The 14,754-nt window shown below is 68.8% G+C and carries 11 protein-coding genes and 1 pseudogene; 4 read left to right on the top strand and 8 right to left on the bottom strand.

The window, feature by feature from the left end:
- Positions 1-2 precede the first annotated feature (2 nt).
- The 5 genes and pseudogenes from CSC78_RS15580 to CSC78_RS19100 all read right to left on the bottom strand — a co-directional run.
- Positions 3-2,102, bottom strand: a complete 2,100-nt coding sequence (locus CSC78_RS15580; RefSeq protein ID WP_162338778.1) for an SMP-30/gluconolactonase/LRE family protein — start codon at positions 2,100-2,102, stop codon at positions 3-5.
- A 72-nt stretch (positions 2,103-2,174) separates the two neighbouring features.
- Positions 2,175-3,767 (bottom strand): prealbumin-like fold domain-containing protein, encoded by a 1,593-nt coding sequence (locus CSC78_RS15575; RefSeq protein ID WP_162338777.1) that lies wholly within the window; start codon positions 3,765-3,767, stop codon positions 2,175-2,177.
- Between the two features lie 391 nt (positions 3,768-4,158).
- Positions 4,159-4,890 (bottom strand): energy transducer TonB, encoded by a 732-nt coding sequence (locus CSC78_RS15570; RefSeq protein ID WP_162338776.1) that lies wholly within the window; start codon positions 4,888-4,890, stop codon positions 4,159-4,161.
- Positions 4,891-4,930: 40 nt separating this feature from the next.
- Positions 4,931-5,911 (bottom strand): isoaspartyl peptidase/L-asparaginase family protein, encoded by a 981-nt coding sequence (locus tag CSC78_RS19105; RefSeq protein WP_238391312.1) that lies wholly within the window; start codon positions 5,909-5,911, stop codon positions 4,931-4,933.
- 201 nt (positions 5,912-6,112) lie between these two features.
- Positions 6,113-6,676: pseudogene (locus CSC78_RS19100) on the bottom strand (cyanophycinase); the annotation flags it as partial.
- Positions 6,677-6,991: 315 nt separating this feature from the next.
- Between CSC78_RS19100 and CSC78_RS15560 the strand changes: the two are divergent.
- The 3 genes from CSC78_RS15560 (at position 6,992) to CSC78_RS15550 (ending at position 11,809) form a co-directional block, all read left to right on the top strand.
- Positions 6,992-7,585: an RNA polymerase sigma factor gene (locus CSC78_RS15560; RefSeq protein ID WP_162338775.1), complete on the top strand. Its 594-nt coding sequence runs from the start codon at positions 6,992-6,994 to the stop codon at positions 7,583-7,585.
- Complete coding sequence (locus CSC78_RS15555) at positions 7,563-8,621, top strand: FecR family protein (RefSeq protein ID WP_162338774.1); 1,059 nt, start codon at positions 7,563-7,565, stop codon at positions 8,619-8,621. The genes CSC78_RS15560 and CSC78_RS15555 overlap by 23 nt, the downstream gene beginning before the upstream one ends.
- A 98-nt stretch (positions 8,622-8,719) precedes the next feature.
- Complete coding sequence (locus CSC78_RS15550; RefSeq protein ID WP_162338773.1) at positions 8,720-11,809, top strand: TonB-dependent receptor; 3,090 nt, start codon at positions 8,720-8,722, stop codon at positions 11,807-11,809.
- A 356-nt stretch (positions 11,810-12,165) separates the two neighbouring features.
- Here the strand turns inward: CSC78_RS15550 and CSC78_RS15545 are convergent, their stop codons facing one another.
- Together CSC78_RS15545 and arfB are read right to left on the bottom strand one after the other, a co-directional pair.
- On the bottom strand, positions 12,166-12,726 hold the full coding sequence (locus CSC78_RS15545) for a lysophospholipid acyltransferase family protein (RefSeq protein WP_162338805.1): 561 nt from the start codon (positions 12,724-12,726) through the stop codon (positions 12,166-12,168).
- Between the two features lie 40 nt (positions 12,727-12,766).
- A complete protein-coding gene (gene arfB, locus CSC78_RS15540; protein ID WP_162338772.1) occupies positions 12,767-13,201 on the bottom strand; it encodes an alternative ribosome rescue aminoacyl-tRNA hydrolase ArfB in 435 nt (144 codons plus the stop codon).
- A 124-nt stretch (positions 13,202-13,325) separates the two neighbouring features.
- Between arfB and CSC78_RS15535 the strand changes: the two genes are divergently transcribed.
- Positions 13,326-13,886: a DUF2059 domain-containing protein gene (locus tag CSC78_RS15535; protein ID WP_162338771.1), complete on the top strand. Its 561-nt coding sequence runs from the start codon at positions 13,326-13,328 to the stop codon at positions 13,884-13,886.
- 159 nt (positions 13,887-14,045) lie between these two features.
- Here CSC78_RS15535 and ung read toward each other — a convergent pair whose 3' ends face one another.
- Positions 14,046-14,753, bottom strand: coding sequence for a uracil-DNA glycosylase (gene ung, locus CSC78_RS15530; RefSeq protein WP_162338770.1), 708 nt, complete (start codon positions 14,751-14,753; stop codon positions 14,046-14,048).
- Between the last annotated feature and the right edge of the window lies 1 nt (position 14,754).

The following is a 14,754-nucleotide window of genomic DNA, read 5'->3' as shown; positions in this document are numbered from 1 at the left end:
CCCTACGGGAGGCGCAGTTTCAGGTCGCGACGGCCCTGTGCTTCATTGCCGTGGTAATCGCGGGCAGGGATCCGGAGGGTGTAGTCGCCCGGCGGCAGCGCGCCCGCCTGCCACGTGCCCTCGCTCCACCTGCCGTCGCGTACCGTGTTGGTGACGCTGTACTTGAACCGCGTGACCGCACTGCCGTGCACGGTGATGCCGCTGCCCGGCGCGTAGGCGATCTGTACCGCCTCGTCGGATGGCAGGCGCTGGAAGTCGAGCGTCATGCGCGGGGACTCGAAGCCGGTGACCGGCGTGCCGTCGTCGTGCAGCAGTTGGTAACCCAGCGCGTACAGGCCCAGGCGGCGGCGCGGCAGGTTGCGGTCGACCTGGTCCCACGCATCCACGACGATGCGCACGCCCTGCAGGTCGCGCGGCACCAGGACGCGTCCTTCCTGGCGCTGGTCGATGGGCTGGTCCAGCGTATCGAACAGGGCGACCTCGTCGATCCGCGGCGGATACGTATCGGTGAACCCGGTGAAGCCCAGCGCGATCGCGTTGCGCTCGTAGCCCGAAGGCCCGATCGACAGGTGCACGTGCGCCATGCGGTTGACCGTGCCCAGCGCGTCGCCCGCGGCGAAGCGGGTGCCGCGGCGCACGCGGATGCGGCTGGCATCACCGCTCAGGTCGCGCAGCAACTGGAAACGCGCGGGATCGAGCAGATCGCCGCGTGGCGTGCGGCCGACGCGCATGTGGATGTAGTCCAGCGGCCCCAGGCCCAGCCCTTCGCTGAGGCCGTTGAAGTTCCATGCCGCGGACGGACTGCTCACCTTGCCATCGGCGATGGCCAGCACGGTCGCGCCGACATCGCCGCGGATGTCGAGACCGCCATGCAGATGGTGCCGGCTCTCGCCGCTGTAATCGCCGCGCACTTCGCCCAGTGTGCCGACCACCTCGTGCCAGCCGTCCTGCGGCGCCAGCGGCCAGCGCCCCGACGTCTGCGGCAGCGGGTCGTCCTGCGATGGACCGACCGCCACGGGAACCTGCGCCGCACCGGCCGCCAGCGGCGCAATGCGATGCACGCGATGGCTGCCGGCATCGGTGAAGTGCACGTCACCGCCGGCGTCGACAGCCAGGCCCGCCGTGCGCGAGAGGCGTTGCCCGGGCAGATGCCCCGCGAGGGCCCGCCAGCGGCCATCGCGCATCACCTGCATCACCCGGCCGCTGAACAGCTCGCCGACATACAGGTGGCCATCGTGCGTCAGCGCCAGCGACAAGGGGCGGCGCGGCCCCGCCTGGTCCGGCAGGTCGGCCAGCATCGGCAAGGTGCTGACCCCGCCCTGCGGCCCGATACGGCGGAGGGCATCGTTGCGCAGGTCGGCCACCCAGACCACGCCGGTGGCATCGACGGCGATGCCGGTCGGCGTATCGAAGCGCGCTTCGCCACCGGTGCCGTCGACGAAACCGGGCATGTCGCCGCCGGCCAGGGTGCTAACCTGGCCATCGCGGTCGATCAGGCGGATGCGGTCGTTGTAGGTATCCGCCACGTAGATGCGCCCGGCACCATCCACGGCGACGCCGATGGGCCCGTTGAACTGCGCCTGCGCCGCGGTGCCATCGCGGAAACCCGCTTCGCCGGTACCGGCAACCGTGCTCACGACGCCCTCGGGCGTCACCTTGCGGATCGCATGGTTGCCGGTGTCGGCGACGTAGAGGTTGCCTCCGGCATCGCGGGCCAGTGCGGACGGCGTGTGGAAGGCCGCGGCCGGACCCGTTCCGTCGGCGAAGCCTTCGCGACCGCCCGCCAGTGTCGTGACCACGCCCTCGCGCGTGATGCGGCGGATGCGGTTGTTGTCGCCCGCATCGGCGACGTAGCGCGTGCCGTCCTCCATCACGACGATGCCCCAGGGATCGTCGAAGCGCGCCTGCGGGCCTGCGCCTTCCTGCGCGCCGCGCACGCCGTCGCCGGCAACCAGCGACAACTGCCCGGTCCAGCCGAACGGCGTGACCGGCGGACCGGCATCGGGCACAGGGACGGGAAAACGCGGCGTGACCAGGAAGGTCGCGGCCAGGGCGATGGCGGTCAGGATCACCACCACCCACAGCCAGGCGGTACGGCTCATTGCATCAACGCGGCGAAGAACGGAGCCGCATCATGGGGACTCGGCGCGCGCTTGGGAAGCGCGCCCGCCGCCTCACAGACCCGTCGCCGTCACCTGGCAGGGCACGGTAAAGGTCACGGTGCCGCCCGACGGCAGCGTCGGCACGGCCACGCCGCCGCTTACCAGCGTCGGCAACGCCGCTGCGCCGGGGCAGGCCGCGCCGCCGCTGGCGGTGCAGCTGATGGGGTTGCCGGACGCCGGGCATGCGAGTCCCGCGCCGGGCGTGTCGCTGACCACGGCGCCGTCGGCGGCCGAGGGACCGGCGTTGGAGACGGTCACGGTGAAGTTCCGCACCTGCCCGCTGACGGCAGGACCCGCGGCCGTCGACTTCACCACCGACACGTCCGCCACGCGAGCGCTGTTGGTGACGGTACAGACGATCGCCTGCCCCGCATGCGCCGCGGTCAGCGTCAGCGTGTTGCCGCTCAGGCTGCCACCGCTGCACGACCACGCACTCGCGGTGTAGGTCCGTGCATTGCCCGCACCGAGGGTCTCGGCCAGCGTGATCACGTTGCCCGGGACGACCTGCACGGCCGCGCCGGTATCGGTCTCGGAGGCACTGTTGGCGGTGGACGCCAGCGTGGCGGTGTTGGCACCGCCGGTCGCCGACAGCACCGCGGTGTCGTTGACGGCGGCGTTGACCCACGTCTTCGCCAGCGCCAGCGTCGCCGTCGCGCTGTTGGTGAAGGTGCAGGTGATGGTCTGGCTGGTGCCGTAGCTGGCGGCACCGATGGCGATCTGGCGCGTCGCTGTATTCACGGTCGCCGGCACCGCGGCGCCGGTCTGGTCGACGCAGCTGCCGGCGGTCATCACGTAGCCGGCGGGCGGCGTGGATTCGCTCAGCGTGATCGCGGCGGCGTGGTTGGTGATGGGATACGTCGTGGACGAGACGGGCGTGTTCTGTGCCGTGGTCGCCAGGGTGAACGAGGGCGTCAGCGCGCCGCTGGTGGTGAACGGGAACGTGCCGGTGCCGCCCACGGACTGCTTGCGCACGATCACGCTGGAACCCGGGAAGCTCCAGCGCATTTCCAGTTCGTCGCCGTCGCCGCGCGAGCCGATCATGTCCACCCGGAAGGTCAGGCTGGTGATGCCCGTGCCGTTGAACCGCACCGAGCCGCAGCCGGTGCCGTTGCTGTTGGTGCTGCACTCGGAACTGCCGGTGCCGCTGAAGCCGGTGCCGGTGGCGCGATAGAAGCGCGACTGCGCGGCATCGACGACGAACTGGTTGTTGCCGGCCAGCCGTTCCAGCGCCACCGCGTTGCCCTGCGCATTGAACGATGTCAGTTCCCAGCGCGTGCTGTTGGGCAGGTTGTTGTTGTAGAAGCCGCCGATGCGGTCGATGTGCAGCACCGGATTGTCGACCGGCTTGCTGAAGGTGACCACGTAGTTCCGCGCGCCGGCGCTGTCGAAGACCATGGTCAGCGATGCGCCGCCACTCACGGTGCCGCCGTACGGATCGCTCCACCGGTTGGTGGTGTTGAAGGTGCCGTTCGAATAGGCCTCGTCGGCAGTACCGGTGAAGGTCACCGTGATGCCGTTGACGGTGGTGTTGGCCGACGCGGCGCCGCTGGTCGTCCAGCTGCCGGTGATCAATGCCAGTGCCGACCCTGCGAGCAGCAGACCCATGGACAGCAGGGCCGCCTGGGAGAGGCGACGACGCCAGCCGCCGGGGGCGCCGGCGATGCGGGAGACGGGGGAAACGGACAGGCGTGCAGAACATGCGCCCTGCGGGTGCAAGGCATCAATAGCGCGGTACGACATCGACGAACGGATCCCCTGACGCTTCTGTGGAAGAGGCGCTCCGCAGGTCCATCCGACAACGGACCCTTACCGCTTGCCCCCTGTGGCAAGCCGACCCAAGACGCCTTCCAGGCGAGGAGGGGCCGGCCGAAATGTGACATGTATCCTAACTTACAGTCGTCACATTTGCGACATGGGTCACAGAGGCAGACACATCGGACGCGCCTGCCCAAGCCCACCAGCGACGGGACGCCCTACAGGGTGCCCCCAACGGGCGTCAGCCGGCTTCCTTCAGCTTGAAGGGCGAATCGAGCACGACAGGCTGCAGCGGCTCCTCGCCGTCTCCCGCTCCCATCGCCGCCGAGCACGCGGCAGCGTTCTCGGGAGCCGTCCGCTGGCGGGGAGCTCCATCACCGATCGTGAAGGCGACAGAGAGGGCGATACGGGTGGCGACGGGTCTGCCGTCGACTTCTTCCGGCACGTAGCGCAACGAATTTGCCCATTCCTTCAAGCGCTTCTGAAAAGGCCACGCCGTTCCCTTCAGCGTCTCGATGTCCTGGATCCTCGCGTGGCCGTCGACGCCAATCTCCATGGTCACGCGGAATGCACCTTGCTTACCGACCCTGACGGCATCGACCGGGTATCGCGGCGGCATGGGTGCGCTGCCCCCGCCTGTGTAACCAGGACCGTGCCCGTGGTACTCCATCGCCAGCCGCAAGGCGCCGTTCTCGGCAGGCATCGCACACGTGTTGAGGAACACTGTCGTGGCTCCACTCCGCGGCTCGCCATTGACGCGAGCGGGCTCAAAGCGCCACTGAAGAACCCGCTTCTCGATCGCGTCCCGGACGGGAGCGGGCAGCGCCTGATCGGCATGCACAAGGCGCGGTACGCCCTGCGCATCGAGTTCGACCCGTGCCTGCACGCGGAAGGCAACAGCGCCGTCCGTCGGCGCTGCCGCCGACAGCCCCATAGTCCCGAGTAACAGCGCAATCCCAAGCATCTTGTCCATGCTCCCCCTCTAGGCCAAGCGGAGCGTAGGTGCAATCGCCTCAGCGCGCGGGCAGCGGGTCTTCCTTGTAGATCGCCACATGCGGCACGCCGTCGGCGCCAATCCAGCCGCGGTACATGCCCTCGGTGTTGAACGGGAACGCCATGCTGCCGTCGGCGCCCAGCGCGATGGCACCGCCGTCGCCGCCGGCCTTGGGGATGTCGCGGTTGATCACGCCCTCGGATGCGCGCGCGATGCTGTGCCCGGCCAGGCGCACGCGCGCGCAGACCTCATGCGCAGCGGCGGCGCGAATGTAGTACTCGCCCCAGCCGGTGCCGGAGAACGCGCAGCGATCGTCGGCCCACGTGCCGGCGCCGATGATCGGCGAGTCGCCGACGCGGCCGTAGCGCTTGTTGGTCATGCCGCCGGTCGAGGTGCCCGCGGCCAGCTGGCCCTTCGCGTCCAGCGCCAGCGCGCCGACCGTGCCGAAATAGGCCTTGCCTGGCAGCGCCAGCGGCGTGTTGCTCGCCTGCGCCTGCTTTTCTTCCTTCAACGCGTTCTGCAGCTGCTGCCAGCGTTTCTCGGTGCGGAAGTACGACGGATCGACCAGCGTCACGCCCTGCTCCTTCGCGAACGCTTCCGCGCCAGCACCGACCATCATCACGTGGCGCGACTTGTCCATCACCGCGCGCGCGAGCGTGATCGGGTTCTTGACCCGGTGTACGCCGGCGACGGCGCCGGCCTTGCCGGTGGCGCCGTCCATGATCGAGGCATCGAGTTCGTTCTTGCCGTCGTGGGTGAACACCGCGCCGCGCGCGGCGTTGAACTGCGGCGCATCCTCCAGCACGGTGATCGCGGCGGCCACCGCCTCCAGCGCAGGCTTGCCGTCCTTCAGCTGTGCATGGCCCGCGCGCAACGCCGCCTCAAGCGCCTTGCGCGCCGCGTCCTCGTCGGCCGGCGTCATGCCGGCGCGTTCGACGCCGGCGCCGCCGTGGATCACCAGCAACGGCGAATCCAGCGCCACCAGCACGCCGTCGCGCACGGCGTAGTGGCGCTCGGCGGCCGGCTTGTCGACGCGACCGCTCGGCAGGTGCAGCACGGAATCGACGCCGGCGATGACGGTGTCGACGCGATCGAGGTTCATCGCTTCGTCTTCCACCTGCTTCTGCGCGAAGCCGCCCTTCACCACCGTGGCGCCGGCGCCCGGTGCGGTGGCGTAGACGCGCGCGCTGCCATCGCCTTCCACCGCGACCGCGGCATCCTCGTCCACGCCCAACCCCAGGATCGGGCGGCCGGCAAGCGATTCGGCCTTGGCCACGAACGCGATCAGCCGGCCCAGCCGGTTGCGCTCGCTGAAATGCGTATCGGTGATCACGCCCTTCAACAGCGCCAGTTGCAGGAAACCGGTCTCGATGGTGTTGTCCGCACCCAGCGGATCGGCCAGCGCGCGCGGACTGATGATGCTGCCGCCGTCCATCGCGCCGTACAGGTACTCGCCCTGCATGGCCAGGCCGGCGCTGGTACCACCCAGCGGCTTGCCGGCACGCACGTGCGCGTCCAGCGCGGCGCCCACCGGCGTGCCGCGCCAGAAGCGCACGTAGCGCGACTGGTCGCCACCGGCCAGGAAGATACCGTCGGCGCGCTTGAGGCTGCGCAGCACGTCCGGGTCGCTCGCGCCCTCGCGGTCGGTGAAGACATAGGTCTCCACCGAGGCGATGCCGCCGACCTCGTTGAAGAACTCTTCGCCGATCTCGCCGGCCTGTGACGCGCGCAGCACGACGATGTGGCCATTGCCGGCCTTCTTCATGAACCAGTGCATCGCGTCGAAGTTGCGGTCGCCGCCGCCCATCAGCAGCAGGCCGGGCTGCACCTGCCCCGGCGTCTTCGCGTTGGTGTCGCCAAGCACGTAGTGCGCCGGCTTGGCGGCCCACGCCGGCAGGGACAAGGCGAGCGCCACCACGCAGATCGCACCGCGCTGCAACATGCCGAAGACTGACACCATGCCGTCGTACTCCCAGGTCGAAGGTCGCGGCAGGATGCCACGCGCCAATGACGAAGGGAGACGAACCGGCGGCACGCTTCCCCCATGCGGAAGCGCGCGCGCTTGGGCTAGAGTGCGGCCATGGCCACCGAATTCGACGACTGGTTCGTCCGCGAAGTGCTTGTCCACGAGCGAGCGCTGTCGCTGTTCCTGCAGCGCAGCTGGCCGCACCGCGATGAATGGCACGACCTGCGCCAGGAGGTCTATGCGCGCGTGTACGAAGCGGCGGGACGGACGCGTCCGGATGCGCCCAAGGCCTTCCTGTTCGCCACCGCGCGCCACCTGATGACCGACCGCCTGCGCCGCAGCCGGGTGGTGTCGATCGAGCCAGTGGGTGATTTCGAGTCCTCGAACGTCTACCTGATCGACGAGGTGTCGCCCGAGCGGTGGACCGGGACCCGGCAGGCGCTCAAGCGCGTGGTCGAGGCCCTGGACCGGCTCCCCGACCGTTGCCGCGAAGTGGTGTGGCTGCGGCGCGTGGAGGAACTGCCGCAGAAGGACGTCGCCTCCCGACTGGGCATCAGCGAGAAGACCGTGGAAAAGCATTTGGCCAAAGGGATGCGCCTGATCGCCGACCACCTGTACGGCGGCGACGCCGTGCCTGCGCTGGACGGGCATCGTGCCCGGCCCATCATGGACGAGGACGATGCGCATGGCCGACAGCAGACAGATTGAGGCGCTCGCCGCCGACTGGCTGGCCCGCCGCGATGCGGACGACTGGACGGCGGACGAACAGCGCCGGCTGGACGCGTGGCTGGCCGCATCCGCGCGGCACAAGGTCGAGTTCCTCCGCCTGCAGTCCGCGTGGGCCGAAGCCGGCCGCCTGCAGGCGCTGGCCGCCGGCCTGCCCGCCGGCACGCTGCCGCCCCGCAGCAGCGCGATGGCCGATGGTGGCGAACCCAGGGCGGACGCGCGCCCGGATCTGCGCGGCCTGACCTTCGCTCCCCGCGACCGCGGCGGCCACCGTCGCCGTGGCTGGCAGCACGGCCTGGCCGCGGCGCTGGCCCTGCTCATGCTCGGCCCGGTCGCGTGGGGCAGCTGGCAGCTGAGCGGCCGCGAACAGGCGAGCTATGCCAGCACGGTCGGCCAGATCCAGACCATCACGCTGCCGGACGGCTCCACCGCCACGCTGAGCAGCGACAGCCGCCTGGACGTCACCCTCAGCCGCGGCGAGCGGCACGTGGCACTGGCGAAGGGCGAAGCGTTCTTCGACGTCGCCCACGACACGCGCCGCCCGTTCGTGGTCGAGACCGATGGTCGCCGCGTGGCCGCGGTGGGCACGCGCTTCTCCGTGCGACGCGATCCGGAGGAGATCCGCGTGGTGGTGACCGAAGGCAAGGTGCGACTGGAAAGCCGAGCCGGCCCCGACGGCACCGCGCAGCCGGTGTCGCTGTTGCCGGCGGGCAGCGTGGCCACCGCCGGCCGCAACGGCGTACTGGTGCGTTCGCTGCCGGTGGCGGAAGCGGAACGGTACCTGGAATGGCGCGACGGCTTCCTCACCTTCGACGATACCTCGCTGGCCGCGGCCGCCGCCGAGTTCAACCGCTTCAACACCCGCAAGCTGGAGCTGGGCGACGACGCCGTCGCCGACCTGCGGGTGGGCGGCAACTTCCGCTGGTCCAACGCCGAGGGCTTTGCCCACCTGCTGGAACAGGGATTCCCGGTGCGCGCCGAGCGGCATGCGGACCGCATCGTCCTGCATACACGCTAGGCCGCGCACGCCACGACGAAGGTCATGGGGGGATTTGCGCGGTTCGTTCGTCCTGATAGCCAACAGGCGCCATTCCGAGCGCCCCCGGGGAGAAGTCGATGCGGTATCCAGTGCGCATGCTGTTGTTGAGTGCGGCCTGCAGTGCGGCGCTTGCCGCGCAGGCCCAAGCGGCCCCCGGCCGCATCGATCTGCCTGCGGGCGAACTGACCACGGCGCTCAACACGCTCGCCAAGCAGTCCGGTACGCAGCTCGTCTACCGCGCCGACCAGTTGAAGGGCCGACGCACCAGCGGGGTGCAGGGCGCCGCCACCCCCGACCAGGCGCTGGATCGCCTGCTGCAGGGCAGCGGCTTCCAGGCCAAGCGCGATGCCTCCGGCGCCGTGCTGATCGTGCAGGCCGATGCCACCCCGCGCCGCGCGCCGGCACCCCGCCCCGCACCCCAGGAGGCGCCTCCCGGTGGCGGCGCCGCGCAAGCCGAAGAACCCGTGACCCAGCTGGAAACCCTGCAAGTGACCGGCTCGCGCATCCCGCGCGCGCAGATCGAAGGTCCCGCGCCGATCACGGTGGTGACGGCCGAACAGATCCAGGCCGCCGGCTTCACCTCCGTACCTGACGTGCTGCGCTCGCTCAGCCAGAACAGCGGCACGGTGCAGGGCCAGCAGAACACCACCAGCGCCCAGTCCACGCCGGGCGCGCAGGCGGTCGACCTGCGCGGCCTCGGCCCGAACCACACGCTGGTGCTGATCAACGGCCGCCGCATCGCCGACTTTCCGCTGCCGCTCAACGGCCGCAGCAACTTCACCGACATCGGCAACATCCCGCTCGGCATGATCGACCGCGTGGAAGTGCTGACCGGCAGCGCCTCCGCGGTCTACGGCTCAGACGCGATGGCCGGCGTCATCAACTTCATCCTCAAGAAGTCGGTCGACGGCACCATCTTCGACTATCGCTACGGCGACACCGAGCGAGGCGGCGGCGAGTCGCACCGGCTGACCGTGACCACCGGGTTCGAACGCGGCGACTTCAGCGGCATCGTCGGTGTGGAACTGCTCGACAAGCGACCGCTGTGGGGCTACGAGCGCCGCAACCAGGACTCCACGCTGGACTCCCCGCTGGCCCGCCGCCAGCTGCCACGCCTGACCGCGCAGATCCTCAACTGGGAAGACGACACCAACATCGCGCCCGCCGATGGATGCGCGGCCATGGCCGGCTTGAACGAAGGCACGACCGTACTGGCGGACGACCGTTTCGGCGAGCCCTACTGCGGCAGCGAGCGCGCCATCGCGTATCGCACGATCACCAACGAGCGCAAGGGCGGCAATGTGTTCGGCGCATTCGAATACCGCATTTCCGACACGCTCTCCTGGTTCGCCGACGCGCAGTTCGGCCACCAGACCGTGCGGCTGCTGACCGGCACCAACGGCAACGATGTGGCGAGCGACCACATGGGCTGGGAATTCCACGACCCGGCGTCGACCAACAACTACCGCGACAAGGTGTTCTACAACGCGCTCACCGACCAGCGCGAGATCTGGACGCGCCAGTTCACGCCCGAGGAAATCGGCGGCCTGCGCAACCGCATGAACACCACCGTGCAGAAGACGTTCGCGCTGACCACCGGCTTCAAGGGCCAGTTCGGCGAGGACTGGAACTGGGAAGGCGCCTACAACCACTCGCAGTACAAGGCCGACGTGGAGATGCCCCGCATCAAGGCGGATGCGGCCAATCGTCTGTTCCTGGGCGAGCGGCTCGGCTACACCAGCCGTGGCTATGCCATCTACGCACCGGATCCGAACCGCCTGTTCACGCCACTGACGCCGGCGGAATTCGCGTCCATCTCGACCATGTCCACGTTCCGCCCGGTGGCCAAGAACGACAACCTCAGCTTCACCGTCGACAACACCGCCCTGTTCACGCTGCCGGCCGGCGACGTGGGCTTCGCCGGCGCGGTGGAATACGGCAGCCAGTCCTATCGCATCAATCCCGATCCGTTGGCACTGACCGAAGACGCCTACTACGGCCCGCGCTACGGTGATGGCCGTGGCGACCGCGACCGGTGGAGCGTGGCAGGCGAGTTGCGCCTGCCGCTACTGTCCACGCTGGAAGCCAGCCTGGCCAGTCGTTACGACCGCTACGAGTACGGCAACAAGAATCCCGGCAAGTTCACCTACAGCGCCGGCCTGGAGTGGCGTCCGCTGGACACGCTGCTGGTCCGCGGTTCGTACGGCACCGGCTTCCGCGCGCCGGACATGCATTACCTCTTCGCCGGCAACGACTACTACCGCACGCGCTTCGCGACCGACTACTACGATTGCCGTACCGCCGAGCCGGACGCCACCAACGACTACTGCTACGACGACGGCAGCTACGATGTCAGCACGTTCGACGTCTACAGCGGCAACATGGACCTCAACGTGGAGACCAGCAAGTCGTTCTCCGCCGGCTTCGTGTGGTCGCCGTTCAGCGGCTTCGACCTGTCGATGGACTACTACAAGATCAAGGTGATGAACCAGGTGCAGACGCAGGATCGCGAGCGGATCCGTCGCGATGAAGCGAGCTGCCGCCTGGGCGTCACCGACAACGGCACGCCGGTCGACATCAACTCGGCCACTTGCCAGGACGCGATCGCCCGCGTCATCCGCGACAGCGATGGCGTGATCACCAGCGTGCGCTTCAGCCCGATCAACATCGCCAGCGAAGAGACCTCGGGCATCGACACCAGCGTCAGCTACCGCCTGCAGACCGAGCAGGCCGGCGACTTCCGCTTCACCGGCAGCTACACCTGGGTGCATCGCCACGAGAGCCAGCAGTACCCGGGCGATCCGACGCTCGACATGCTGAATTACGAGACCTACAGCCCTGCACTGCCTCGCCGCAAGGGCAATCTGGGCGTGAGCTGGGACAAGGGTGCGTTCGGCGCCAGCCTGTTCGGCAACTACCTGGGCCGCGTGCCGAACTACGCGGACGATGCCTGGATGCCCGATTCATGGCGCTTCAATGCCGGCGCGCGCTACGACATCAACGATCACCTGCGTATTTCGCTGACGGTCAACAACCTGCTCGACAAGATGCCGCCGAAGGATCCGACCTGGTCGAATTATCCGTACTACGACACGGCCTGGTTCGACAGCGTGGGGCGCGCCTACTTCCTGCAGGTCACCTGGAAGCTGGGCGGCAAAGCGCTCTGAGCCGTGGATCGTGGCGCATAGGAACAGAGCCCGCCGCAAGGCGGGCTTTTTCTTTCGGGTATGCGATGGGGCGCTAGCGCTGGCGCCCCCTTTTTCACCGTTCGGCGCATGCCGGGATCGAGCTTGTTTCGGCCTGGCGTCGCCAGAGCCTTCCATTCAGTGCACGCGTGCGCGCGAGGCAGGATCAAGATGGGTCCCAGCGTTCGCTGGGACGACGGCGTGTGCCATCGAGGTATAGGGCTATCTCCCGCATCACGCGTGAGCCAAGTACTACGCGTACCGCTCGCCGGATAACCCGACCCCGTCATCCCAGCGCATGCTGGGATTCACTGGCCCTTGCAGCATCGATCCGCGCCTCACACCGTCCCGCGGTTCTTCCCCTGCCACGGCCGGTACCACTCACGGATGGCCGCCATGTCGACCTCCATGTTGCCGGTCGGGTAATACACGTCGCCGATGCCGATGATCTTCTCGGGGTAGTGGAAGTACGCCATCAGGATCGGCACCTGCGCCTGCTGGGCGATCTTCAGGAAGCCGCCCTTCCACTTGTCCACGCGCTTGCGCGTGCCTTCCGGCGTCAGCGCGAACCACATCCTGTCGGACGTGCGGATCATCCGGACCGCCTGCTCCACCGTGCCCTGCGGCGAGCTGCGGTCCACCGGCACCACGCCCAGCTTGCGCAGCAGCGGCGACAGCGGCCACCAGAACAGTTGCGCCTTGCCCAGCACGCGCACCTGGAAGCCCATCGCGATCTTGGCTGCCATGCCCCAGATGCCGTCCCAGTTGGACGAATGCGGCGCGACGATCATCACCAGCTTGGGCAGATCCGGCAGCGTGCCCTCGATCCGCCAGCCGAACACTCGCAGGAACGTGCGCCCCATCCAGCGGGTGAAGCGGTTGGGCGGCACCTGCGGCATGTTGGGCGGGATGCGCGGAACGATGTCGTGGCTCAAACGGTTACTCCCATTGATTCTTCTGCGAGCGGCCGCGCTTGACCTGGCTGCGCTCGCGCTTGGCGTCCAGACGACGCGCCTTCGCCGCACGCGACGGCTTGGTGGCGACGCGCTTCTTCGGCACCACCAGCGCGGCGGCAATGATCGCGGCCAGCCGCTCGCGTGCGTCTTGGCGATTGCGGTCCTGCGTGCGGAAGCGCTGCGCGTCGATCACCAGCACGCCATCGTCGGTCAGGCGGCGATCGCGCCTGGTCAGCAGGCGCTCGCGCAGCGGCTCCGGCAACGATGGGGAACCGGCCACGTCGAAGCGCAGCTCCACCGCCGTCGCCACCTTGTTGACGTTCTGGCCGCCGGCGCCGCTCGCGCGCACGAAGCGCTCGACCAGTTCGTCGTCCGGAATCGCCAGCGTCGGCGTGATCGCGAGTGCGGTGCTCCCCATGCGGCGGATTGTAGTCAGGATAGGCGTCGGTTCGTAGCGTACTGGCGCAGGATCGGCGCCAGTTAACGCCAGATTTACTCCCCGGCAGGCACCCTGTGCCCCCGTTCCACGCCACCCGCACCGCATGATTCCTGCTTCGCTGACCGCGGCCCGCCGGCTCTGCCGCCTCCTCCTCGTCACCGTCGCGCTGGCCTGCGCCGGCACCGCCTTCGCGGCCGAGCCTACCGACGCCGACATCGACCGTCTGTTGAAGGCCTCGCGCGCCGAGAGCCTGCTGGCCGGCATGGTGCCGCAGATGGAAGCCGTGCAGCAGCAGGAGTTCGACAAGCATTTCGCCGGCCAGACGATGACCGAGGAGCAGAAGGCCGAAGTGGCGCGCATCGAGGCCAAGACGCAGGAAATCGTCCGCAAGGCGCTGTCGTGGGAACAGATGCGTCCGGTCTACCTGGACGTCTACAAGAAGACGTACACGCGCGAGGACGTGCGCGCGATCACCAAGTTCTACGAGAGCGCGGCCGGCCAGCGCATGCTCGACAAGAATCCTGCGCTGATGCAGAACATCTTCAGCGCCGTGCAGCTGAAGATGGTGCCGATGCTGGAAGAACTGCAGGGCGAGATCAGGAACATCCCGGTCACGCCACCGCCGCCGGTCTCGCCGCCGCAGAAGCGGCGCCGCACAAGGTAGCGTGCGCTGCGCGCACGATCTCGGAACGAGACGCGCCGCAGGCTCATGCGATTGTGGGAGCGACGTAAGTCGCGATGAAGCGTTACCGGTGGACTATCGCGACTTACCTCGCTCCCACACCCGGTATTGATGCATCAAGCGTCGTGCGCATGGCGCACGCTACGTTGCCAACTGCTCCCGCGGCGGCAACCGCCAGTCGATAGGCGCCTGACCCTTCTGCGCGAGGTACTGGTTGGTCGCGCTGAAATGCCCGCACCCCAGGAACCCGCGATGCGCCGACAGCGGCGACGGATGCGGTGCGCGCAGCACGCGGTGGCGGCGCGTGTCGATGACCTTGCCCTTGGCCTGCGCGTAGCTGCCCCACAGCAGGAACACCAGGCCTTCGCGCTCGCGCGCGAGCGTCTCGATGGCGTGGTCGGTGAAGCCTTCCCAGCCCTTGCCCTGGTGCGCGCCGGCTTTGCCCTCTTCCACCGTCAGCACCGCATTGAGCAGCAACACGCCCTGCCGTGCCCACGGCAGCAGGCAGCCATGGTCCGGCGGCGCGATACCGAGGTCGGCGTTGATTTCCTTGTAGATGTTCACCAGCGACGGCGGCACCGGCACGCCCGGCAGCACCGAGAAGCACAGGCCGTGCGCCTGCCCTGGCCCGTGATACGGATCCTGCCCCAGGATCACCACCTTCACCGCCTCGAACGGCGTGGCATCGAACGCGGCGAAGATCTGCGGCCCCGGCGGATAGATGCGCGCGCCGGCGACCTTGCGCTGGCGCAGGAACGCCGACAACTCGCGCATGTCCGGCCGCTGCAGCCAGTCGCCGATACGCGCCTTCCAGGAAGGCTCAAGCTTGACGCGGTCGTCGTCCGTCATG

The sequence above is a fragment of the Pseudoxanthomonas japonensis genome (genome assembly GCF_010093445.1).
Taxonomy (GTDB): Bacteria; Pseudomonadota; Gammaproteobacteria; order Xanthomonadales; family Xanthomonadaceae; genus Pseudoxanthomonas_A; species Pseudoxanthomonas_A japonensis.
The sequence above is the reverse complement of the archived record's forward strand: the minus strand, read 5'-3'. Positions and strand labels throughout refer to the sequence as shown.